Genomic DNA, 21,754 nt, shown 5'->3' with positions numbered 1-21,754 from the left:
CCATAAATTTCCGCGGGCCTGTTGCAGAACGGTTTCACAACATCGTGACGTCTGGAGCGGCGTTGCCGCCCCAGACCGGTCAAAGCGGCTGCTGCTTCAGGCGTTGGCGCCACCGTCGATGGTGAGCGCGGCGCCGGTGACGAAGCGCCCTTCCGGACCGGCGAGCCAGGCAACCATGCCGGCGATCTCGTCAGCCTTGCCGAAGCGGGGCGTCGCCATCTTCCGCCGCTGGTGTTCGGCATGTGGGGCTTGGGCCGGGTTCATGTCGGTGTCGGTCGAACCGGGATGAACGACATTGGCGGTGATTCCGCGCGGACCGAGGTCTCGCGCCAGCGCCTTGGTCAGGCCGACGAGCGCTGCCTTGCTGGTCGAATAGGCGCTGAGGCTGGTGTCGGTGACGCGCTCGGCCAGATTGCTGCCGATCGAAATGATGCGGCCTCCCTCGCCCATGTGAGCCGCGGCCGCCTTAGAGGCCACGAACGGCGCTCTCAGATTGACCTCAATGGTTTCGTCGAAGTCGGCCAGCGACATTTGTTCGATGGGCGCCGCGCGCCAGATGCCGGCGCTGTTGACCAGGATGTCGAGCCGGCCGAAGGCATTCACCGCCTCGATGACCGAATTTTCGATGGCGGCAGCGTCGCGATTGTCGGCTTGGATGGCGATCGCGCGACCACCTGCCGCTATAATCTCGGCGACGACAGCTTGGGCCGGCGCCGCGCTGTTGACGTAGGTGATGGCGACGTCGGCGCCATCGGCCGCGAGCCGTTTGGCAATCGCAGCACCAATGCCGCGGCTGCCGCCGGTGACCAGTGCTGCCTTGCCGTTCAATCCGTTCGCTGACATGTCATTTCTCCTTTTATGTAACGGTCGATATATAAATATCTGGCAACCTTGCCTCGCGACGTCAAGTGAATTATGTATCGATCAACACAGAAAAGAGCGCCATGCCGGAAAGAGGCCGCCCCCGCACCTTCGATCGAACCGCCGCCTTGCGGCAGGCGATGGAGCTGTTCTGGGCCAAAGGCTATGAGGGCACCTCGATCGCAGACCTGACCGCGGCGATGGGGATCAGCTCGCCCAGCCTCTATGCCGCCTTCGGCAGCAAGGAGGCGCTGTTTCTGGAAGCGACCGAGTATTACACCCGCAACGAAGGCACCGAGATCTGGAGCGCGCTGGACGAAGCGCCGACGGCATGCCAGGCGATCGAGAATTTCCTGCGTCAGACGGCAAAAGCGTACTCTCAGGACGACCGCCCGCAGGGCTGTCTCATCGCACTGGGCGCACTGCACCAGGATTCAAGCAGCGGCGCGATCTGCGATGATTTGCGCCGCCGCCGCGCCGAAAACCACACCCTCTTGCTGAGACGGCTGGAACGCGGTGTGGCGGAAGGCGAATTGCCGGCGGGCTTCGACAGCAACGCGGCGGCGACCTTCTATGCGACGGTCCAGCACGGCATGTCGATTCAGGCCCGCGACGGCGCCTCGTGCGACGCGCTCATGGCCACAGTGGCCGGAGCGATGGCGGCGTGGCAGGGGCTGGTCGGAACAGCGTGACAAAGCGCGGAGCTTGTGCTGGAAATCCAGTCGGCGGCGAAATGCGCCGGGAGGGATCATCCGTGAAAAAAGGGTATCGCGAGTTGCTCGACGAGGCCAATGCCGAGATCGAGGTGGTCTCGCCCGAGGAAGCGGCCGGGCTGCTCGACGACGAGGACACCATCTTCGTCGACCTGCGCGATCCACGCGAGATCGAGCGGGACGGCCAGATCCCCGGCGCCAAACATGTCACTCGCGGCATGCTGGAATTCTGGATCGATCCCGAAAGCCCTTACCACAAGCCGTTCTTTGCCTCGGGCAAGAGCTTCGTCTTCTTTTGCGCCGGCGGCTGGCGCTCGGCGCTGGCCACCAAGACGGCGCAGGATATGGGGCTGTCGCCGGTCAAGCACATCCTTGGCGGCTATACCGCCTGGAAGGCGGCCGGATTGCCGGTCGAGCCGGGCGGCAAGAAGAAGGGCTAGCTCACCGCTCCGGCGTTGTCGGAGTCGACAATACACCCATTGGAATCAATGCAGTATCGGCTCGCGCTCGTTTTTGACAAAAGTCACAGCGCGTTCGACAACACCTTTGTCGGCGAGAATGCGACGGTGGCCGAGCCCATCGGCCCAGTGCAGCCGCACATGGCTGCCGGCGCCGGCATAACGTGTGGCATGATCGGCGGGGACTTCGCGGTCGTCCGGCGCGTGGATGACCAGCGTCGGCACCGGCGCTTCGGCCAACTGGCGGTCGCCGGTGAATTCATGCAGCGGCCGGCCCGACAGCCTTTTCACCTGATCGGCCATGGAAACCTGCGAACGCGGACCGACATTGAGCATGCGGCTGAAGTCGGCGAAGATCGCCGGCAGGGAACTTGGCGCGGCGACCAGCACCAGCCGCTCGGCCGCGACGGGCTGGATACCCTTGATCGAACCGGCAATGGCATTGGCGGCGACGGCGCCACCGAAGGAATGGCCGACGATCGCCTTGAACGGACCGAACCATTCGCCGGCGACCCTGACCGCCTCGACCGCATTGACCATATTGAGATGACGGCCCAGCGACTGGCCATGGCCCGGCAGGTCGAGCGAGGCGACCCGGTAGCCCGCATCGCGAAAGCCTTCGATCAGCGCCCGCATATATTCCGTGCGCGAACGCCAGCCATGGACCACCAGCACCGTGCCGGCAGACGCCCTGCCCGGCTCGGGCCGGAATTCGTGCACCATGACGCAGCCGGCCTTGGTCGTCAGCCGATGATGGCGCGCCTCGGCCATGAAGCCGGCGGCGCGGTCGACCGCACGCCGCTCGCCGTCGCTGAGCGCCTTCACGCTCGGCGTGCGGCAGAACAGTTCGAAGGCCGCGCGCCCGCTCAGACGCGGCGCCACAAGCTCGGCCGCGCCGAACACGCCCCGGATGACCTTCAGTCCAAATGATGCCATAGTGGCGTTCCATCCATTCCGTTCAAGCATGAACATAATAGTTCAAACATGAACATTAAACAAGAGCTGCCCTGGGACAACCCGCGCTTTCGCAACTGGGTCGCGGTGGCGCGCGCCTGCCATGTGCTGGAGCGTACGCTGGCGGTAAAGCTGGCGCCGCTGGATCTCAAGCCGGCGCAGCTCGACGTGCTGATGAACCTCTATCGCCATCCCGGCATGTCGCAGCACGATCTCGCCCGCAAACTGCTGGTCGGCCGCTCCAACATCACCATGCTGTTGCCGCAGCTCGAGGCGCGCGGCCTGCTGCGCCGCGAAGGCGATGAGAAGGACAAGCGCGTGCTGCGGCTGACGCTTACCGAGGCCGGCACGGAGCTCCTGATGAAAGCGCTGAAGGTGCATATGGCGCTGATCGAAAAGGCGATGAGCCAGTCGACAGCGGAACAGTGCGACATGATCGGCGAACAGATGCGCAAGATCTATGACGTGCTGAAGGATACCTGAGCCGTTCGATCTACGCGCCTCCCACCTCACCACATCGTCTTCTTCGCCCGCTCCGGCCATTCCTTGTCGTAAGTACCGGCATCGATATTCTTGCGGCTGGTGACTTCCAGGATTGTTCCGGGTGTCGGCAGCGATTTCGGGCCGACGTGCTTTGCCGGGTTCCACAGCTCCGAGCGAACGATGGCGCGGGCGCACTGGAAATAGACCGAATCGACATCGACCACGATGACCGAGCGCGCCGGCTTGCCTTCGACGGCGAAGGAGGCGCAAAGCGCGGCGTCGGTGGTGATGCGGGCGCGGCCGTTGACGCGCAGCGTCGTGCCCGAACCCGGCACAAGAAACAGCAGCCCGACGCGAGGATTGCGGATGATGTTCTTAAGCGAATCGGCGCGGTTGTTGCCGCGTCGGTCCGGCATCATCAGCGTTCTCGGGTCATGCATGCGCACAAAGCCGGCGAGATCGCCGCGCGGCGAGCAGTCCAGCCCTTCCGGCCCGCTCGTCGCCAGAGCGACAAAAGGCGAGGCTTCGATGAAGGCGGCATATTCGGGAATGACGTGGTCGAGTTCCTTGACCGTCGACGCTTCGCCGGGCAAGCCGTAGAGCGCTTCAAGTTGTTCAACCGATGTGATCTCAGACATTTCCCGTCTCCGAACCGTTGCCAGCGTTACCCCCAGTCAATGACGTTTTGCCGACAGTGCCGAACTAGCGATCGCGGCTCAGTCCGTTCTCCTGGAGCTCGGCGAGATAGGCATTCCAGCGCGCGTCCTTTTCGTGGCCAAGCGTGTGCAGGTAATTCCAGGTGAAGATGCCGGTGTCGTGAAAATCGTCGAAGGTGATGCGCACGGCGTAGTTGCCGACCGGCTCGATCTTGAGGATGGCCACGTTGCGCTTGCCGGGAACCGTCACCCGCTGGTCCGGCGAATGGCCCTGCACCTCGGCCGAGGGCGAAGCGACGCGCAGCAATTCGGCCGGCAGTTCGAACGGCCGATGATCGGGAAAGGTGACGGACAGCAGTTTTCTGTCCTTCGAGACCCTGAGTTCCTTCGGCGCCGTCATTGTTCTGCATCCCGCATCAATCCGCCCTTCCCTACGCTGCTTCGCGCGAGCGGAAAAGGCCATTTGGACCCGGCCGACATCGGATGTCGGCCAGGGAATGTCACCAAAGATCGAGAGCGGCTATCTTGAATGGCGGGTTGGATCGTATCACATAGCCGTATATAACGGCACCACTCGTAGCATTGGAAACGCTTGAACGTATGGACATGATCGATCCCTTCGGTCGCACGATCAGCTACTTGCGCGTGTCGGTCACCGACCGCTGCGATTTCCGCTGCACCTATTGCATGGCCGAGGACATGGCGTTCCTGCCCAAGAAGGACCTGCTGTCGCTCGAGGAACTCGACCGGCTCTGCACCGTCTTCATCGAAAAGGGCGTGCGCAAACTGCGCCTCACCGGCGGCGAGCCGCTGGTGCGCAAGAACATCATGCATCTGGTGCGCCAGCTGTCGCGGCACCTGAAGAGCGGCGCGCTGGAAGAGTTGACGCTGACCACCAATGGCTCGCAGCTGTCGCGCTTTGCCGCCGAGCTTGCCGATTGCGGTGTCGAGCGCATCAATGTCTCGCTGGATACGCTCGATGCCGACAAGTTCCACGCCATCACCCGCTGGGGCCATCTCGGCAAGGTCATGCAAGGCATCGATGCCGCGCAGGCGGCGGGGCTGAAGGTGAAGCTCAACGCCGTTGCGCTGAAGGACTTCAACGACGTCGAGCTGCCGGAGATGATGCGCTGGGCGCATGGCCGCGGCATGGACTTGACCGTCATCGAAACCATGCCGATGGGCGAGATCGACGCCGACCGGACCGACCAGTATCTGCCGCTATCGCTGCTGCGCGCTTCGCTCGAGCGCCAGTTCACGCTGAGCGACATCCCCTACAAGACCGGCGGTCCGGCCCGCTACGTCCATGTCGCAGAGACCGGCGGCAGGCTGGGCTTCATCACGCCGATGACGCATAATTTCTGCGAAAGCTGCAACCGCGTGCGGCTGACCTGCACCGGCACGCTCTATATGTGCCTGGGCCAGGAGGATGCCGCCGACCTGCGCGCCCCGCTGCGTGCGTCCGAAGGCAACGAACTGGTCGCTGCTGCCATCGACGAAGCGATCGGCCGCAAGCCGAAAGGCCATGATTTCATCATCGACCGCCGCACCAGCCGCCCGTCGGTGTCGAGACATATGAGCGTCACCGGCGGCTGATTTTCTCCGCGATTGGTGCAGAATGCTTCCGTTGGAAGCGAGGGGGATTTCCATGCAGCGTGTTTGCCAAACCGGGCTGTCAGCGCTGGTCGTGGCCCTATCATTGGCGACCACAGTGGCGCTCGCAAAGCCGTTCACCTACATCAATGCGCGCTATGGCACGGTGTGCACGTTCCCGAGCCAGATTTTCAGCAAGCCGATGCCTGAGTCCCTCAATGGCGACGGTCGAAAATGGCTTAGCCCCGATGGTGCGAGCTTGTCCTGTTACGGCGGATACAAGCTGACGGAAGATACGCCAGACAGTCTGGTTGAAAAGGAAAAAGCCGACCCTGACTCTGGGGAAAAGGTCACTTACAGCAAAACCGGTAAGAACTGGGCAGTGGTCTCAAGCACCAAAGGCGACAAGATCTTCTATACCCGAATCGTCTTCGAAAAAGAGGATGCAATCCATACAGTCTGGATCGAATATCCCGCCTCGCTCAAGGCCAAGTACGACCCACTGGTCGGCGCTATCGGCGACAGCCTGCATGGGGCTGAGCAACACTGGGAATAAATCGCTCTCGACGCTGCAAACCCGATTTACCGCCATCGCGTTCCGCCCTAAATTTCGGCCTATAGCGGCTCGTCGCTGGGTTTGGGGGAATACGACATGCGCACATTCTTACTTTCTCTTGCACTGCTTGGGTTTGCCGCCGCGCCGGCAGCAGCACAGTCCATCGGTGGCAGCTACACCGTCGCGGGCACCAATTTCGACGGCTCGAAATATGGAGGCGAAGCCACCATCACACTGACCAGCGAGACCACCTGCACCATCCATTGGGAGACGGGCGGATCATCGTCGCACGGCATCTGCATGCGCAACGACGATGCCTTTTCCGCCGGCTATGTCATGGGCAAGGAAATCGGTCTCGTCGTCTACAAGGTAGAAGATGACGGCTCGCTGCACGGCCTGTGGACCATCGCCGGCAAGAACGGCAGCGGCACCGAGGTGCTGACCCCGAAATGAGCCTGCTGGTCATCCGGCCAGCCCTCTTAGCGATTTTGTGGGCCACGGGTGAAAATCCGTGGCCTATTTCTTTGACGTTGCTGTCTTGCCGCCGGCTGCTACAGGCTTGGGCGGTTCACCGTTTCGCCGAAACGTCGAACCGCTTTATTCTTTGTTTTCACGCAATTCCGGACGGAAAACCGTTTCACACTTTTCCTGGAATTGCTCTTGCAAAACCGGTAACGCCCTTGCCTCTTTCCCCAAACATTCGCGGCGCGCTGTGCATGATGGTGGCCATGATCGGCTTCACCCTCAACGACGCCATTACCAAGTTCTCGTCGGAATCGATGAACATGGCGCAAGTCATGCTGGTGCGCGGCGCCTTTGCGTCGCTGCTCGTCGGCCTGCTCGCCTGGCAGCAAGGCGCGCTCGCACGGCCGGGCTCGATGCTGCAGCCGCTGGTGGCGCTTCGCGTGATCGCCGAGGCCGGCGCCACCGTCGCCTTCCTTGTCGCATTGGCGCATCTGCCGATCGCCAATGTCTCCGCGGTGCTGCAGGCGCTGCCGCTGGCGGTGACGATGGGGGCGGCACTCGTATTCAGCGAAGCGGTCGGCTGGCGGCGCTGGCTGGCGATCGCGGTCGGCTTTGGGGGCGTGCTGATCATCGTGCGGCCAGGCTTCGAAGGCTTCAGCATCTATTCGCTGTACGCACTCGTCAGCGTCGCCTGTTGCGCAGTACGTGACCTCGCCACCAAGCGCATCCCGAGGGCTATCCCGACCTTGCTGGTGTCGACGGCAACGGCAATCGCCATGACCATCGTTGGCGCCGTGCTGCTGTCGCCGATGGGCGGCTGGACGCCGATGTCCGGCAAAGGCACGGCACTTTTGACATTGGCGGCGGTGCTGGTGCTGATCGGCTACCAGTTCATCATCATGGCAATGCGGGCCGGCGACATCTCCTTCATTGCGCCATTCCGCTACACCGCCCTCTTTTGGTCGATGCTGCTTGGCCTCATCATCTTCGGCGATGTCCCCGACCTGCCGATGATCGTTGGCTCCGCCATCATCATCGGCTCCGGCCTCTACGCGCTCTATCGCGAACGGGTCGTCGGCCGGCAGAAGCCGGCGGCCGAAAGCGCTGGACCCGACATGGCGCCGGACGGCATATAGGTTGACCATGAGCCAAGACATTGCAGGAATTATCCTGGCCGGAGGCCTGTCACGGCGCATGGGCGGCGGCGACAAGACTTTGCTGGCGCTTGGCGGGCGTCCGCTTCTCGACCATGTCGTTGCCCGCCTGGCGCCGCAGGTCGGATCGCTGGCGCTCAGCGCCAATGGTGACCCGGCGCGCTTCGAGGCGGCCGGTCTTCCGGTTCTCGCCGATATGGTCGAAGGCTATGCCGGACCGCTTGCCGGAATCCTCACCGGCCTCGAATGGGCGGCAGCGAACACCGCTTGCACGGCATTGGCGACGGCCCCCGGCGACACGCCGTTTCTGCCGGTGGATCTGGTGGCAAAGCTGGCCGCTGCCGCGACCAGTCGGCCGGGCTCGATGGCGGTTGCCAGTTCCGGCGGCAGGCGGCATCCGACCTTCGCGCTGTGGCCGCTTGGGCTAGGCCAGGCACTCCGCCACTTTCTGATCCACGAGGACAACAGGCGCGTCTCCGCCTTCATCGAGCGGCACGACTGTGTCGAAGTGGAATTTCCGTTGCTGACCCACGGCAGTGACGAGATCGACCCGTTCTTCAACATCAACACACCGCACGACCTTGCGGTGGCCGAGCGTCTGTTGCAGAGCATCGGCCCATGAACATCTTCGGCATCACCGGCTGGAAGAATTCCGGCAAGACCACACTGACCGAGAAGCTGGTCACAGAGCTCGTCCGGCGCGGCTGGACAGTGTCGACGGTCAAACACGCCCATCATGAGTTCGACATCGACAAGCCTGGCGCCGACAGCTTTCGTCACCGCCAGGCGGGCGCCACCGAAGTCGCGGTGGTGTCGGGCAAACGCTGGGCGCTGATGCATGAATTGCGCGGTGAGGACGAGCCGACGCTGGAGACGGTCCTGTCGCGGTTGGCGCCGTGCGACATCGTGCTGGTCGAAGGCTACAAGCGCGAGGCGCACAAAAAGATCGAGACCCGGCGGCGGGAGGCCAAGGACCGCTCGCCGCTGTCGGCGAACGACGGACATATCGTGGCGATTGCCGCCGACTTCGCGGTTACCGGCGAAAGCCTGCCTGTGTTCGATCTCGACGACACGGGAGGGATAGCCGACTTCATCGAGCGCATGACCGGCCTCAAACCTTGAGGCCCCTGCCCTCGCCCGGGTCAGCCGCCCTCTTCAGCCGTTGCATTGTCTAAGCGCGTCGCGCCTGAACGGCCTCATGCGACGCGCTTCAGGTTGTTTTATTTATGCATGTCGTCGTCCCAAAACCGCTGCGCACTTTTGGGCGACATGCATTAACCCGGCGTCGGCATTGGCTGGACCCGCAAATCCCGCAAGCAACGGTTTTACAGTTGCTTTTCTCCCGAAAACAGTGGGAGTATCGCGCCAGCGGGCGGTCAAAAGCACCGCCCCACAGAGCCGTTCCGGAACGACGGCCGGGAGCCATAAAGAGAGGACTATCATGCGTATTGCACTGCGTATCGCGCTCGCCGCATCGGCTGCGCTGCTGACGCTCGGCGTCGCCCAGGCTCAGGAAACGACCCTGAGAATCGGCACCGAAGGCGCCTACCCCCCATTCAACAACCTGACCTCCGACGGCCAGCTCGTGGGCTTCGACATCGACATCGCCAAGGCGCTCTGCGACGAGATGAAGGTCAAGTGCACCTTCGTCGCCCAGGATTGGGACGGCATCATTCCGGCCCTGCAGGCCGGCAAGTTCGACGCCATCGTCGCCTCGATGTCGATCACGCCGGAGCGCGCCGAGAAGGTCGACTTCACCCACAAATACTACAACACGCCGTCGGCGATCGCGGTACCCAAGGATTCGACCCTCAAGGGCGTGACCAAGGAAGACCTGGCCGGCAAGACCATCGGCGTCGCAACCACCACGACGCATTTCAATTATGCCTCGAAAACCTATACGGACAGCACGGTCAAGGGCTATCCGAGCAGCCCCGAAGAGCAGGCCGATCTCGCCAATGGCCGTCTCGACGCGATCGAGGACGATATCGTCGTGTTGCAACAGTTCCTGGATTCGCCTGATGGCGCCTGCTGCAAGATTCTCGGCCAGCCTTCGCCGCAGCCGGTCGATATCTTTGGACCGGGCGCCGGCATCGCCGTGCGCAAGGGCGAGACGGATCTGGTCAACAAGTTGAACAGCGCCATCGACGCAATCCGCGCCAACGGAAAGTACAAGGAAATCAACGACAAGTACTTCAAGTTCGACGTCTTCGGCGCCGAGTCCTGATCGTCTGAAACAAGGCGGCAGGGGAAGTTTCCTGCTGCCGCCTTGGCCTGACAGAAGTGGAGACAAGACCCGTCAATGCCAAGCCAGAACATATGGATACTTCTCACTTGGGGACCCGATGGCTGGATTGACGATATTGCCTATGGCGCACTGGTCACCATTGCGCTCGCGCTGGCGACACTGCCGATCGGCCTGACGATCGGCTTTTTCGTCGCCTGGGCAAAACAATCCGAAGAGCCGTCGCTTCGCGTGGCTGCCAACATCTACACCACGGTGTTTCGCGGACTGCCGGAACTGGTGACGCTTTTCCTGTTCTTCTTCGGCATGCCGATCCTCTTGCAGTATGTCATCCGTCTGTTCAGGCCGGAAGCGACGGTCGATGTCGACAGCTTCCTCGCCGGCATGATCGTGCTGTCGCTGATCTTTTCGTCGTATTCCAGCGAAGTCTTCCTGTCGGCCTTTCGCGCCATTCCGAAGGGCCAGTATGAGGGCGGCTATGCGATCGGGCTGTCGAAATGGCAGACGATGCGCAAGGTGATCCTGCCGCAGCTGCTGCGCATCGCCTTCCCCGGCCTTGAGAATTGCTGGCTGAGCCTGCTCAAGGACACGGCCCTGGTGTCGGTCGTCAACCTGGCTGAAACCTTGCGCAACGCCGGCGTGGCGGCCCGTGTCACCAAACATTCCTTCCTGTTCTACAGCGTCGCGGCGATGGTGTTCCTTATCCTTGCCATCCTGTCGTCGATCGCCACCGGCTTCATCCTGCGTTCGCTCGGGCGGAGGGAGGCACGATGAGCGTCGTGACGCGCGCCGCCGTCGACATCGAGAAGCCACCACCACGGGCGCGAGGCTGGCCGCGGGCCCGTATCGTCGGCTACGCGCTGGTCGGCTTCTGGATCCTGTTCGGCATCGGCATCGCCGTCTATCTGGTTTACGCTTGGAATGGCGAATTCTTCGCCAGATACGCGCCGGCCTATCTGCAGGGCTTGGGAACCACGCTTGCGCTGGTGGCCATCTCGATGGTGCTCGGCGCGCTTTTTTCGCTGCCCGTCACCTATGCCCGCATGTCGAAGAACCGCTATCTGTCCGTCCTGGCCTATTGCTACGTCTACTTCTTCCGCGGCACGCCGCTGCTGGTCCAGGTCTATCTCGTCTATTACGGCCTGGGCTCATTCCGGGTGCAGCTCGAATCCGTCGGGCTGTGGTGGTTCTTCCGCGACGCCTTCAATTGCGGTGTGTTCGCCTTCGCGCTCAACACCGCCGCCTACCAGGCCGAAATCCTGCGCGGCGCCATCGAGAGTGTTCCGAGGGGCCAATGGGAGGGCGCTGCTTCGCTCGGCCTGCACAAGCTGCAGACGCTGCGCAAGGTCGTCCTGCCGCAGGCCTTTATCGTCGCGCTCCGGCCCTACGGCAATGAACTCGTCTTGATGATCAAGGCTTCCGCCATCGTTGCCATCATCACCGTCTATGATTTGATGGGCAACGCGAAGCTGGCCTACGCCAAGTCCTTCGACTTCCAGGCCTATGTCTGGGTCGCCATCGTCTATCTGGTGATGGTCGAGATCCTGCGCCACGGCGTCGAATGGATCGAGCGACGGATCACCATTCATCTGATCCGCTGAGCGGTCGGCTGTACCAGTCGATCGGCTCATGCGCGTCTTGACGAATGGCGCGTAGAGCCTAGAGCTTTCCAAGACAATTCCGTTCCGTCTGAAGGGCAAACTCATGGCATCTGTGGCATTTCTCGGTCTTGGCGTGATGGGCTATCCCATGGCCGGGCACCTCAGGAACAAAGGCGGCCACGACGTCACCGTCTACAACCGCACCGCGGCGAAGGCGGAACAATGGGTGGCCCAGCATGGCGGCAAGCTTGCTTTGACGCCGGCAGAGGCCGCAGAGGGCCAGGATTTCGTCTTCTCCTGCGTCGGCAATGACGACGATCTGCGCTCGGTGACGACCGGGGCCGATGGCGCCTTCGCCGCGATAAAAAAAGGCTCCGTTTTCATCGACAACACCACCGCCTCGGCCGAAGTCGCGCGCGAACTGGCCGACGCCGCTGAAAAGGCCGGCTTTTCCTTCCTCGACGCGCCGGTTTCCGGCGGGCAGGCGGGCGCCGAGAACGGCGTGCTGACGGTGATGGTCGGCGGCGAGCAGGCTGCCTTCGACAAGGCCAGGCCGGTCATCGACGCCTTTGCCCGGATGGTCGGGCTGATGGGTCCGTCGGGCGCCGGCCAGCTCACGAAAATGATCAATCAAATCACCATTGCCGGGCTGGTTCAGGGACTGGCCGAAGGCATCCATTTCGGCAAGAAGGCCGGGCTCGACATCGAGAAGGTCATCGAGGTGATTTCCAAGGGCGCTGCCGGGTCCTGGCAGATGGAGAACCGCCACAAGACGATGAATGCCGGTAAATATGATTTCGGCTTTGCCGTCGACTGGATGCGCAAGGATCTCGGCATCTGCCTCGATGAAGCCGACCGCAATGGCGCGAGACTGCCGGTGACCGCCCTTGTCGACCAGTTCTACAAGGATGTGCAGGCGATGGGCGGCAAGCGCTGGGACACCTCGTCCTTGCTGGCGCGCCTGGAAAAATAGGCGTTCGCAATGGCCGAGCTTTCGCCCCAATCGAGCGCCGATGAGATCGTCGCCCATTTGCGCTCGATCGGCTCGGAGGACAATCGCCGCGGTATGCTGCGCTACGGCATCAAGACCGAGCGCGCGCTCGGCATCTCGCATGGCATGCAGCGGCAGATCGCCAAAAAGATCAAGCGCAACCACGAGCGTGCTTTCGAGCTTTGGCAGACCGGCATCATGGAGGCGCAGTTCATCGCTTCCGTCACGGCCGACCCGAAGCGCTTCTCAGCCGCGGATGCACGACAATGGGCCGCGTCCTTCGATTCCTGGGATATCGTCGACGGCGTCTCCGATCTCTTCGTCGACACGGACGCCTGGAAGGAGCTGATTGAAGAGTTCGCGGCGGACGAGCGCGAGTTCGTTCGACGCACGGCCTTTGCGATGATGGCGTGGTCCGTCGTGCACCGGAAGCAGGAGCCGGTGGCGACTTTCCTCGGCTTCCTGCCGATCATCGAAGCGCATGCCGCCGACAGCCGCAATTTCGTGAAGAAGGCGGCAAACTGGGCGCTTCGTTCGATCGGCAAGCGATCGTTGGAGATGCACGGTGCTGCCCTTGCCGTGGCCGAACGGCTGGCCCAGTCGACCGACAAGACGGCTCGCTGGATTGGCAAGGACGCCGTACGGGAACTCACCAATGCCAAGATCATCGAGCGGATCGCCGCCAGAAAAGGCTGACCTGGCAACCCGTTTGCCGACGCAACCTGGCCGCCGGCTCTCGCAGACATATGATGCGGCTCAAGCGTTGACGCAATTGGCCAGGACGTCTTTACTCGGCCTATGACCAAACATCTCCAATCGACCCTCGCGCTTGCAGCCGCGTTGTTGACAGCCGGTACCTTCGACGCCTCAGCGCAAACCGCGCATATCTTTTGGAAGGATCTCCGCCCGGCGACGCAGGCGGTGGCCGAAGATGCCGGCCTGCCGATGATTGCGGCAAAACTGCCCGATCGTGGCGAGACATTGTCGCTCAACCTGCAGGACAAGACGGTACAATTAGCCGGCTATGCATTGCCGGTCGACCGTGATGGCGATCTCGTCTACCAGTTCCTGCTGGTGCCGTGGACAGGCGCTTGCAGCCACATGCCGACGCCGCCGCCCAACCAGATCGTGCTGGTGACGCCGGCCCGTCCCTACAAGATGTCGCAGGCCTATGAGTCGGTTGCCGTGACCGGCGCCTTGCGGCCCGGCTTGGAGAAGAGCCAGTTGTTCATTCTCGACGGCGTCAGCATCATCCAGTCCGGCTACACCGTACGCAAAGCCGATGTGGTGGCAGTCGACACGGTGCCGGACACGATCACGCTGCCGGTCAACTCGCCCTGGAGTTTCCTCAACAAAAAGAAAAACTAAGCGCCGCCTGCTTGTGCAGCGTCACCACCCAGTCACGGACAACCGCGCTCAGGCCGCGTTGGCGCCGGATTCCTTGTCCAGCAGCATGTAGTCGAGCGGCATTTCGGTCGTGTACTTGATCTGCTCCATGGCGAAGGACGACGACACGTCGCGGATCTCGATCTTGGCGATCAGCCGCTTGTAGAAGGCGTCATAGGCGGCGATATCGGGCACCACGACGCGCAGGAGATAGTCGACGTCGCCGCTCATGCGGTAGAATTCGACAACTTCGGGAAATTCCTGGATGACTTCCGAGAAACGCCGCAGCCATTCATGGCTGTGCGAATTGGTGCGGATCGACACGAAGACGGTGACGCGCACATTGACCTTTTCGTGGTCGAGGATGGCGACCCGCCGCTTGATGACTCCCTCTTCCTCCAGCTTCTGGATGCGGCGCCAGCACGGCGTCGTCGACAGGCCGACTTTCTTGGCGACATCGGCAACCGCGAGCGTCGCGTCCTCCTGCAGGAGGCGGAGAATTTTTCTGTCGAGGCGATCCATTAAGGTGCTCCTGGTGCAGGCCGCGTTCCCTCGGGCGCGACGCGCTTTGGGAATAGATTGGCTATACTCCCTCTTATTTCGACCTTTCACAAGAAAGAAATTCTGCCGGATGGCACAAAAGCGAGTGATATCTTGCTTAAAGTCTAATCTATGCGATAGCGGATTTCCGATCTCAGAAACGGCAGCAAATCCATTTCAAACCATGGATTCTGCTTCAGCCATCCTGAGTTGCGCCATGACGGGTGTGGCAGCGGCAGCACTTTCAGGCTGGCCGGCGCATCCCAGATGGTGCGCCAGTCCTTCACGGTTTCGGTCAGCGACGGCCGGCGCGTGGCGCCCATATGCCAGGATTGCGCGTAGGAGCCGATTGTCAAAACGAGGTCGATCTGCGGCATCAGCGCCATCAGCGGCGCGCGCCAGGCCAGCGCGCATTCTCGGCGCGGCGGCAGGTCGCCGCCCTTTGCGTCCTGGCCGGGGAAGCAGAACCCCATCGGCACGATGGCGAATTTATCCGTGTCGTAGAATTCCTCGCTGGTTACGCCCAGCCAGCTTCGCAGCCGGTCGCCGGACGGGTCGGTGAACGGCATGCCGGACGAATGCACCTTTGTGCCTGGCGCCTGGCCGGCGAGCAGGATGCGGGCGCTGGATGATGGCAGCAGCACCGGGCGCGGCTCGTGCGGCAGTGGCCTGCCGACTGGAGTGTCGACGCAGATGCGGCAAGCGCGGACCTTTGCCGTCAGGCGTTCGAGTTCCGCCTCCATCAGGCGGAAGCGCTCGGGCGACTGGAGACGGCACTGTACCAGCGCAGCACGTTTGTGCACTCGTCCGGCACTTTGATGCGCGCCGGTTTCATGAAATCCATGGCGATCATGCCGGTGATATCGGCGATCGAATAGGCGTCGCCGGCGGCGAATTCGCAGTTTGCCAGTTCGGGCTCGAGCAGTTTCAGGAATTCAACCGCTTTCGCCTTGTTGGCCTCGCCCCATTCGGGGATCTGCGGAATTTCCCATTCCTTCATCGCCGGATGGATGTGGCGAAAAGCCTGGGCGACGCAGCTGAGCAGATTGAACTCCATGCGCCTTTGCCACATCTCGACCTTGGCCTTGCCGAGCGCGCCTTGCCCGAACAGCGCCGGTTCGGGATGCAGTTCCTCGAAATAGCGGCATATGGCGACGGATTCGGTGAGGATGGTACCGTCGTCGAGCTCGAGCACCGGCAGCCGCTGCAGCGGGTTGCGCGACCTGACCGGCTCCTGCTTGTGCCCCATCGCACCCATGTCGACCGGCACCAGCGGCACTGCGATGCCCTTTTCGGCGAGGAAAACCCGCACGCGCCGCGGATTGGGGGCGCGGCCGCCGTCGAACAGTTTCATGCTTATCCTCCCGATCTGGTCCTTCAACTATAGTGCTCGTCACCAGAAGCGAAACATCTCTCGCAAGGCGTCACCGACCGAAGCCAGGGTGCCGTGCTTTCTTTCGAGCGGGCCGCCGTGGTGGCTTTCGCGCCAGTCTTGCGGCTGATCGAAAGTGCCGGCCCAGATGCCAACCTTGCCGGCGCGGGCAATGGCCTGCTCGGTGTCGAAATCGCCATAGGCAATGGCCCAGCCGGCCTCAACCTGGGCCCGGTTGAGATCCTTTCCACCGGCCTTGCAATCGCCGAGCAGGCGGCCGTAGCGGTCGCGCTGCCAGCCGCTGCAGGTCACCGGATTTCCTGATATCAGCCGCACCAGCGCCTGGCGCGCCAGCCTGCCGCAGGCGTAGTCTGCGCCATCCCTACGGCAGATCTGCTGGTATTCCGGAGCGTCGATGCCGCGCATGCGGATACGTTCGGTGCCAAGAATGAGTGAATCGCCATCGTTGACGATCGCCACCCCTTGCGCCTTGCGCGTCTCGAAACGGTCGAGGCGTGCGGCGAGCAGGATCAGCAGGCCGAGCAGAATGACCGTCAGCGCGTAATCCAGCAGCTTGCGCCACAGGCTTCGCGGCGGCGGCGGATAGTATCGCCGGCGCGGCCTTGGCGACCACGAACGGCTCATATGGCAAACCGTCTCTTAATCATTCGAACGTAGCTTAACGAATTGAGATCGCTGCGCGCATAAATCGAAGTTTCCATGCCTCTGCTACGCTCGAACACAGCGGATAAATTCATTGTGGACCGCCGGAAACCGCACCGCAACAGCGATGTGGCGCGCGCGGTGCGCAAGACGCGCGACCGTCTTTCGCAGCAGGTCGGCAATCTCGACTTCGACCGCGAGCTGCTGAAGCTGCATGCCGGGACCATGGTGCGCGGCGCAGCCGTCATCCCACTGCTGGTGTTGGCGGTCGCGGCGGCCGGGCTGCTGGCCGGTGTGGACAAACAGATCAGCGTCTGGGCGCTGTTCACCCTGATCTGCTATTCGATCGTCGCCTTCATGGCGCGGCGCGTCGGCCGCACCGAAGCTGCCGAGCTCAACCCTGTTCGCACCCGCAGGGATTTTCTGATCGGCCATTCGCTGTGCGGCCTCGGCTGGGCGTGGTTCGCCTGGCTCGGCTGCGCCACCTGCCAGATCGACCAGTTCCAGGTGGCCAAGGCGGTGGTGCTGCTGCTGGCCTTGGCGACGACCGCTATCATGGCGTCGTCCTTGCGCGGCTCGCTGCTTGCCACCTTCGTCGTTCCGGTGGCGGTCTATGCCTATGCCGAAACGAAATTTTGGGTGCCGGTCGGGACGATCATGGTCGCCCTGCTGGTCGCGGCATTGCCGTTCTTTGCCTACATCGCGCGCCATCTCAACCGCTCGTCGCTGATACTTCTGTCCTTCCGCTCCGAAAAGGATGCGCTGCTCGCCGAGGTGGAGACCGCGAAATCGATGTCGGACGAAGCTCGTCGGCGGGCCGAAGACGCCAATCTGGCGAAGTCGCGCTTCCTTGCTTCGATGAGCCATGAGCTGAGGACGCCCCTCAACGCCATTCTCGGGTTTTCCGAGGTGATGGCCAATGAAGTGCTCGGGCCTATGAGCAACCCGACCTATCGCGACTATGCCCGCGACGTGCACGATTCCGGCCAGCATCTGCTCGACCTGATCAACGAAATCCTCGATCTGTCGCGCATCGAGGCCGGCCGCTATCAGCTCAACGAAGAGCCGGTGATGCTGCTCAACATCGCCGAAGATTGCTGCCACATGATGGAATTGAAGGCGCGCAACAAGGACATCCGCATTGTGCAGGATTTCGAAAGTGCCCTGCCGCGGCTGTTCGCCGACGAGCGCGCGGTGCGGCAGATAACGCTCAACCTCCTGTCCAACGCCATCAAATTCACCGCCACCGGCGGCGAAGTTCGCGTGCGCGTCGGCTGGACGGCGGGCGGCGGCCAGTACATTTCGGTCAAGGATAACGGGCCGGGCATACCGGAAGACGAAATCCCGATCGTGCTGTCCGCCTTCGGCCAGGGCTCGATCGCCATCAAGAGCGCCGAACAGGGCACCGGGCTCGGACTGCCGATCGTGCAGGGCCTGCTCGCCATGCATGGCGGCGAATTCGAACTTCAGTCGAAATTGCGCGAAGGCACCGAGGCAATCGCCATTTTCCCGCTCGCCCGAGTGATGGAGGAACTGCCGGCGCTGCCAACCAAGACCGTGGCGGCGGCCCGCCGACGTTGACAGCTTGTTCTAGGCTTTGACCGCCGCCGCCATGCCCGAACTGGTAAGCGCCGCCGCCTTGACCAGACCGGCGGCAAGGGCGGCCCCTACCCCTTCGCCGTGGCTGATGCCGAGATCGAACAGCGGCCTGAGGCCGAGCCGCTCGGCGGCAAGCCTTTGGCCGGGTTCGGGCGACTGGCTGGCCAGCAGGCAATGGTCGAGCGCACCCGGGTTGGCGGCATGCAGCACGGCAGCGGCAGCGGTCGCGGCGAAGCCGTCGAGCAGCACCGGGATTTTTTGCATCCGGGCGGCGAGGATGGCGCCGGCAATGGCCGCAAATTCGCGGCCACCGACCCGGCGCAGTGCTTCCAACGGGTCCTTCAGAGCCGCACCATGGAAGGCGACGGCTGCATCGACTACATCAGCCTTGCGCGCCTGCATGGCCGCGTCGGCACCGGAGCCGGGGCCGACCCAGTCGGCGCCGCTGCCGCCGAACAGGGCCGCGCACAAGGCCGCCGCAACGGTGGAGTTGCCGACGCCGAGATCGCCAAGGCAAATCAGATCGGCGCCACCGGCGATGGCTTCCATGCCGAAGGCCATGGTGGCGGCGCAGCCGCGTTCGTCGAGGGCGGCGTCCTCGGTGATGTCGGCGGTCGCAATGTGCAGCGCCAGATCGAACACCTTGAGGCCAAGATTGTTGGCGACGCAAATCTGGTTGATTGCCGCACCGCCGGCGGCGCACAGCTCAACGGCGTTTGCGGTCGCAGCGACAGGGCGCGGCGAGATGCCGTGGCGGGTCACGCCATGGTTACCGGCGAAGATCGCCACCAGGGGCCGGTTCACCGCCGGCGGGGCGCGCCCGCTCCAGACAGCAAGCCAGGCGGCGATGTCCTCAATGCGGCCAAGCGAGGCTTTCGGCTTGTCGGCCTTGGAAAACAGGGTGCGCACCCTGTTTTCCGCGACTGTATCGGCAGGCGGCAGGCTCGCCAGCAGATTGCGAAAGTCGTCGAAGGGCAGCGCGCTGGTCATGTCGGTCCTGATCATTCCCTGTGGTTGATCAGCGGCATAACCGCCTTGCCCGGCCGGCACAACTCCCCTCGACATTGGCGCGAAAGCGGTTGCCCGCGCCGCATTCCGAAGGGCTTGCATTGGCTTTGCCGTTGCACCATGTGGAGATGGAACGAGGGATTCCGGACGGAACCTGCAAGAGAAAGTCATGACGGCCATCGAATCCCCGTGCATCCTGGTCTGTTCGATCGATATGAAAACCGGCTTCTGCTTCGGCTGCGGCCGCACGCGCGATGAAATCGGCGCCTGGATGGGGATGACGCCGGAGGTACGCCGCAGCGTCATGGCCGAGTTGCCGGCCCGATTGGAAACGGTCGAGCGCCGGCCGCGCCGGGAAACACGCCGCAGCCGCATGGCGCGCGAGCGCGACGTCCTCTCTTGAAACGGCAGGTCCAATGAACCGACTGTTCTGGATCGTGATGGCGGCAATCGGCCTCGGGCTGGTGCTGCTGATGATCAACAACGACGCCGGCAGCACGTTCGGCATCGAGAATTACGATTTCAGCCGTCTGGTCTGGCTGGGGGCGATCGGCTTGCTGGTCAGCGCCGGCCTTGTCCGGTCCGGCAGGCCGCTCGGCGTCATGGCCCGCAATCTCGGCACGTGGGCCCTGATCGTGCTGGCGCTCGTCGCCGGCTACCAGTACCGCTACGAGTTGCAGGATTTCGCCAGCCGGGTGACGGCGGGCCTCGTTCCCGGCAGCCCGCTGGCGCTCGGCGTCGAGGACGGCCATGCCACCGTGACCCTGGACAAGGCCGGCAGCGGCCATTTCGAGGCCCGCATCACGATCAACGGCGCGCCGATCCGCACCGTCGTCGATACCGGCGCGACCAGTACAGTGCTCACCGCCGAAGACGCGCAGGCGGCCGGCTTCAATCCGGCCGCGCTGAGCTTCACCGTCCCGGTCTCGACCGCCAATGGCATGGCACGCGCCGCTTCGGTGCGCACCGACGAACTGGCGATCGGCGGCATCGTGCGCAAGAACATGCAGGTGATGGTCGCCGCGCCCGGCGCGCTCAGCCAGAGCCTGCTCGGCATGAATTTCATCGGTTCGCTGTCGGGTTTCGACGTGCGCGGCGACCGGATGATTCTGCGCGACTGAACTGCTTAAGCGGCCTTTTCAACACGGTCGAAATCGACGGCAGCGAACGCAGCCTTCAGCACATCCGGTCCGGCGCCGGGTTTCGTCGCGTCGGTAGATAGTATCTGCCGGAAGCGGCGCGCGCCGGGCAGGCCGTGGAACAGCCCGACCATGTGGCGGGTGACGTGGCCGAGCCGCCCGCCCTGCTCGATATGCCGCGCGGCGTAGTCGGCCATCGTGTCGATCAGCGCGGCAAAATCGTAGGCGCCGGCCTTGTCGCCGTAGAATGCCGCGTCGACGGCGGCCAGGATGCCTGGCGTGTGGTAGGCGGCGCGGCCAAGCATGGCGCCATCGACATGATCGAGGTGGCGAGCCGCCTCTTCGAGCGATTGAACGCCTCCATTGATGCCAATGAATTTGTTCGATTTTCTAGCCTTGAGGCGATAGACCCTGTCATAGTCGAGCGGCGGGATGTCGCGATTTTCCTTCGGGCTCAGACCCTCCAGCCAAGCCTTGCGCGCATGCACCCACAGCGCGTCGGCGCCGGCCGCGAAAACGCCGTCGGCCAGCGCGTCGAGCGCGGGCTCCGGATCCTGCTCGTCGACGCCGATGCGGCATTTGACCGTCACCGGGATTGTCACCGCCGCCTTCATCGCCGCCACACAATCGGCGACGAGGTCAGGCACTTTCATCAGGCAGGCGCCGAACGTGCCGGACTGGACGCGGTCGGACGGACAGCCGACATTGAGATTGATCTCGTCGTAACCGAAGCCCTCGCCGATGCGCGCCGCCTCGGCCAGCTTTTGCGGATCGGAGCCGCCGAGCTGCAGTGCCACCGGATGTTCGGTCTCGTCAAAACCAAGCAGCCGCTCGCGCGCACCATGGATGACAGCGTCCGCCACCACCATTTCGGTGTAGAGCAGCGCACGCCGCGTCAGCTGGCGGTGGAAGAACCGGCAATGCCGGTCGGTCCAGTCCATCATCGGGGCCACGGCCAGTTTATGCTCTTGGTATTTCAGCATCTGTTTAACATCAGAACCTTAGAACCTACCGCACACGCTGCGTCAGCGAGACCTTCCTGCAACGCGAGGATGCGCGGCGCCGGGGCACCGACACCAAGTCGGTCGCAGTGAGACGCCGACAAGCCCTGTTAGCGCGCCTGAAGCCTTCGGCGAACTCATCGACCTCCATATCGACGACATGTGCGATGTAGGCAAGTCCCCTCGCCGCTCCAAGGCCGCAGCCCTCGCTATGCTCCGAACATCTGGGGAAGTGCAGCATCGCCACCCTCGATCGCGAACGGCTCGTTCGCTTTGGTCGTGATCGAGCCGCCCAGGGTGCCGGACCGATCACTCT

The 21,754-nt window shown here is 63.1% G+C and carries 28 protein-coding genes; 18 read left to right on the top strand and 10 right to left on the bottom strand.

Translation table 11 applies throughout. The features are described from left to right. Nucleotides 1–96: 96 nt before the first annotated feature. Complete coding sequence (locus ACYG9Z_RS28050; RefSeq protein ID WP_023682503.1) at nt 97–843, bottom strand: 3-oxoacyl-ACP reductase family protein; 747 nt, start codon at nt 841–843, stop codon at nt 97–99. A gap of 101 nt (nt 844–944) precedes the next feature. Between ACYG9Z_RS28050 and ACYG9Z_RS28045 the strand changes: the two genes are divergently transcribed. Both ACYG9Z_RS28045 and ACYG9Z_RS28040 read left to right on the top strand, forming a co-directional pair. Beyond that, complete coding sequence (locus tag ACYG9Z_RS28045) at nt 945–1,553, top strand: TetR/AcrR family transcriptional regulator (protein WP_023668995.1); 609 nt, start codon at nt 945–947, stop codon at nt 1,551–1,553. A 62-nt stretch (nt 1,554–1,615) separates the two neighbouring features. Further along, nucleotides 1,616–2,014 (top strand): rhodanese-like domain-containing protein, encoded by a 399-nt coding sequence (locus ACYG9Z_RS28040; protein ID WP_023682502.1) that lies wholly within the window; start codon nt 1,616–1,618, stop codon nt 2,012–2,014. Nucleotides 2,015–2,059: 45 nt separating this feature from the next. On the opposite strand, the gene ACYG9Z_RS28035 is transcribed toward ACYG9Z_RS28040, so the two are convergent. After that, nucleotides 2,060–2,968, bottom strand: coding sequence for an alpha/beta hydrolase (locus tag ACYG9Z_RS28035; protein WP_023682501.1), 909 nt, complete (start codon nt 2,966–2,968; stop codon nt 2,060–2,062). A gap of 48 nt (nt 2,969–3,016) precedes the next feature. Between ACYG9Z_RS28035 and ACYG9Z_RS28030 the strand changes: the two genes are divergently transcribed. After that, nucleotides 3,017–3,469, top strand: a complete 453-nt coding sequence (locus tag ACYG9Z_RS28030) for a MarR family winged helix-turn-helix transcriptional regulator (RefSeq protein WP_023682500.1) — start codon at nt 3,017–3,019, stop codon at nt 3,467–3,469. Nucleotides 3,470–3,495: 26 nt separating this feature from the next. On the opposite strand, the gene ACYG9Z_RS28025 is transcribed toward ACYG9Z_RS28030, so the two are convergent. Together ACYG9Z_RS28025 and ACYG9Z_RS28020 are read right to left on the bottom strand one after the other, a co-directional pair. Next, nucleotides 3,496–4,107 carry a pyridoxamine 5'-phosphate oxidase family protein gene (locus ACYG9Z_RS28025; RefSeq protein WP_023714204.1) on the bottom strand — a complete coding sequence of 204 codons (612 nt, stop codon included), beginning with the start codon at nt 4,105–4,107 and terminating at the stop codon, nt 3,496–3,498. Nucleotides 4,108–4,171: 64 nt separating this feature from the next. Beyond that, the gene (locus ACYG9Z_RS28020; RefSeq protein ID WP_023714205.1) at nt 4,172–4,525 is read right to left on the bottom strand and encodes a gamma-butyrobetaine hydroxylase family protein; all 354 of its coding nucleotides are present in this window, start codon (nt 4,523–4,525) and stop codon (nt 4,172–4,174) included. Nucleotides 4,526–4,725: 200 nt separating this feature from the next. Here ACYG9Z_RS28020 and moaA point away from each other — a divergent pair, with 200 nt between their 5' ends. From moaA to ACYG9Z_RS27960, 12 genes are all read left to right on the top strand, one after another. After that, complete coding sequence (moaA, locus tag ACYG9Z_RS28015; RefSeq protein ID WP_031193366.1) at nt 4,726–5,721, top strand: GTP 3',8-cyclase MoaA; 996 nt, start codon at nt 4,726–4,728, stop codon at nt 5,719–5,721. Between the two features lie 52 nt (nt 5,722–5,773). Further along, nucleotides 5,774–6,274 carry a hypothetical protein gene (locus tag ACYG9Z_RS28010; protein WP_023714206.1) on the top strand — a complete coding sequence of 167 codons (501 nt, stop codon included), beginning with the start codon at nt 5,774–5,776 and terminating at the stop codon, nt 6,272–6,274. Between the two features lie 96 nt (nt 6,275–6,370). Further along, nucleotides 6,371–6,727 (top strand): P-loop NTPase family protein, encoded by a 357-nt coding sequence (locus ACYG9Z_RS28005; protein ID WP_023714207.1) that lies wholly within the window; start codon nt 6,371–6,373, stop codon nt 6,725–6,727. Between the two features lie 227 nt (nt 6,728–6,954). Beyond that, nucleotides 6,955–7,875 (top strand): DMT family transporter, encoded by a 921-nt coding sequence (locus tag ACYG9Z_RS28000; protein ID WP_460222865.1) that lies wholly within the window; start codon nt 6,955–6,957, stop codon nt 7,873–7,875. Between the two features lie 7 nt (nt 7,876–7,882). Further along, on the top strand, nt 7,883–8,515 hold the full coding sequence (gene mobA, locus ACYG9Z_RS27995; RefSeq protein WP_023752264.1) for a molybdenum cofactor guanylyltransferase MobA: 633 nt from the start codon (nt 7,883–7,885) through the stop codon (nt 8,513–8,515). Next, on the top strand, nt 8,512–9,015 hold the full coding sequence (mobB, locus tag ACYG9Z_RS27990) for a molybdopterin-guanine dinucleotide biosynthesis protein B (RefSeq protein ID WP_023690740.1): 504 nt from the start codon (nt 8,512–8,514) through the stop codon (nt 9,013–9,015). The genes mobA and mobB overlap by 4 nt, the downstream gene beginning before the upstream one ends. A gap of 319 nt (nt 9,016–9,334) precedes the next feature. Further along, a complete protein-coding gene (locus tag ACYG9Z_RS27985; protein ID WP_023688509.1) occupies nt 9,335–10,120 on the top strand; it encodes an ABC transporter substrate-binding protein in 786 nt (261 codons plus the stop codon). Between the two features lie 75 nt (nt 10,121–10,195). Beyond that, complete coding sequence (locus tag ACYG9Z_RS27980; RefSeq protein ID WP_023669007.1) at nt 10,196–10,912, top strand: ABC transporter permease; 717 nt, start codon at nt 10,196–10,198, stop codon at nt 10,910–10,912. Continuing rightward, nucleotides 10,909–11,739 (top strand): ABC transporter permease, encoded by an 831-nt coding sequence (locus tag ACYG9Z_RS27975; protein ID WP_023669008.1) that lies wholly within the window; start codon nt 10,909–10,911, stop codon nt 11,737–11,739. Before ACYG9Z_RS27980 ends, ACYG9Z_RS27975 begins: the two co-directional genes overlap by 4 nt. A 103-nt stretch (nt 11,740–11,842) precedes the next feature. After that, the gene (locus ACYG9Z_RS27970; protein WP_023752263.1) at nt 11,843–12,712 is read left to right on the top strand and encodes an NAD(P)-dependent oxidoreductase; all 870 of its coding nucleotides are present in this window, start codon (nt 11,843–11,845) and stop codon (nt 12,710–12,712) included. 9 nt (nt 12,713–12,721) lie between these two features. Beyond that, nucleotides 12,722–13,426, top strand: a complete 705-nt coding sequence (locus ACYG9Z_RS27965; RefSeq protein ID WP_023752262.1) for a DNA alkylation repair protein — start codon at nt 12,722–12,724, stop codon at nt 13,424–13,426. Nucleotides 13,427–13,528: 102 nt separating this feature from the next. Beyond that, on the top strand, nt 13,529–14,098 hold the full coding sequence (locus tag ACYG9Z_RS27960; RefSeq protein WP_023706850.1) for a DUF3299 domain-containing protein: 570 nt from the start codon (nt 13,529–13,531) through the stop codon (nt 14,096–14,098). A 48-nt stretch (nt 14,099–14,146) separates the two neighbouring features. On the opposite strand, the gene ACYG9Z_RS27955 is transcribed toward ACYG9Z_RS27960, so the two are convergent. The 4 genes from ACYG9Z_RS27955 to ACYG9Z_RS27940 form a co-directional block, all read right to left on the bottom strand. Beyond that, nucleotides 14,147–14,638: an Lrp/AsnC family transcriptional regulator gene (locus ACYG9Z_RS27955; RefSeq protein WP_023669013.1), complete on the bottom strand. Its 492-nt coding sequence runs from the start codon at nt 14,636–14,638 to the stop codon at nt 14,147–14,149. 143 nt (nt 14,639–14,781) lie between these two features. Then, complete coding sequence (locus ACYG9Z_RS27950) at nt 14,782–15,399, bottom strand: uracil-DNA glycosylase family protein (RefSeq protein WP_023688514.1); 618 nt, start codon at nt 15,397–15,399, stop codon at nt 14,782–14,784. After that, on the bottom strand, nt 15,399–16,010 hold the full coding sequence (locus tag ACYG9Z_RS27945) for a glutathione S-transferase (RefSeq protein ID WP_023752261.1): 612 nt from the start codon (nt 16,008–16,010) through the stop codon (nt 15,399–15,401). The genes ACYG9Z_RS27950 and ACYG9Z_RS27945 overlap by 1 nt, the downstream gene beginning before the upstream one ends. A 39-nt stretch (nt 16,011–16,049) precedes the next feature. Next, nucleotides 16,050–16,673, bottom strand: a complete 624-nt coding sequence (locus ACYG9Z_RS27940) for a thermonuclease family protein (RefSeq protein WP_023752260.1) — start codon at nt 16,671–16,673, stop codon at nt 16,050–16,052. Nucleotides 16,674–16,748: 75 nt separating this feature from the next. On the opposite strand from ACYG9Z_RS27940, the gene ACYG9Z_RS27935 reads away from it, so the two are divergent. After that, entirely contained in the window at nt 16,749–18,272 is a 1,524-nt protein-coding gene (locus tag ACYG9Z_RS27935; RefSeq protein ID WP_023752259.1) for a sensor histidine kinase, read from the top strand. 9 nt (nt 18,273–18,281) lie between these two features. Here the strand turns inward: ACYG9Z_RS27935 and ACYG9Z_RS27930 are convergent, their stop codons facing one another. Continuing rightward, nucleotides 18,282–19,280 carry a nicotinate-nucleotide--dimethylbenzimidazole phosphoribosyltransferase gene (locus ACYG9Z_RS27930; RefSeq protein ID WP_023752258.1) on the bottom strand — a complete coding sequence of 333 codons (999 nt, stop codon included), beginning with the start codon at nt 19,278–19,280 and terminating at the stop codon, nt 18,282–18,284. Nucleotides 19,281–19,467: 187 nt separating this feature from the next. Between ACYG9Z_RS27930 and ACYG9Z_RS27925 the strand changes: the two genes are divergently transcribed. Both ACYG9Z_RS27925 and ACYG9Z_RS27920 read left to right on the top strand, forming a co-directional pair. Next, entirely contained in the window at nt 19,468–19,701 is a 234-nt protein-coding gene (locus ACYG9Z_RS27925) for a DUF1289 domain-containing protein (protein ID WP_023824914.1), read from the top strand. A 13-nt stretch (nt 19,702–19,714) separates the two neighbouring features. Further along, nucleotides 19,715–20,419, top strand: a complete 705-nt coding sequence (locus tag ACYG9Z_RS27920) for a TIGR02281 family clan AA aspartic protease (protein ID WP_023752257.1) — start codon at nt 19,715–19,717, stop codon at nt 20,417–20,419. Between the two features lie 5 nt (nt 20,420–20,424). On the opposite strand, the gene dusA is transcribed toward ACYG9Z_RS27920, so the two are convergent. After that, a complete protein-coding gene (gene dusA, locus ACYG9Z_RS27915; RefSeq protein ID WP_023752256.1) occupies nt 20,425–21,420 on the bottom strand; it encodes a tRNA dihydrouridine(20/20a) synthase DusA in 996 nt (331 codons plus the stop codon). Nucleotides 21,421–21,754 lie beyond the last annotated feature (334 nt).

The sequence above is a fragment of the Mesorhizobium sp. RSR380A genome (genome assembly GCF_054719385.1).
This window is presented reverse-complemented; position numbering and strand designations above follow the sequence as displayed.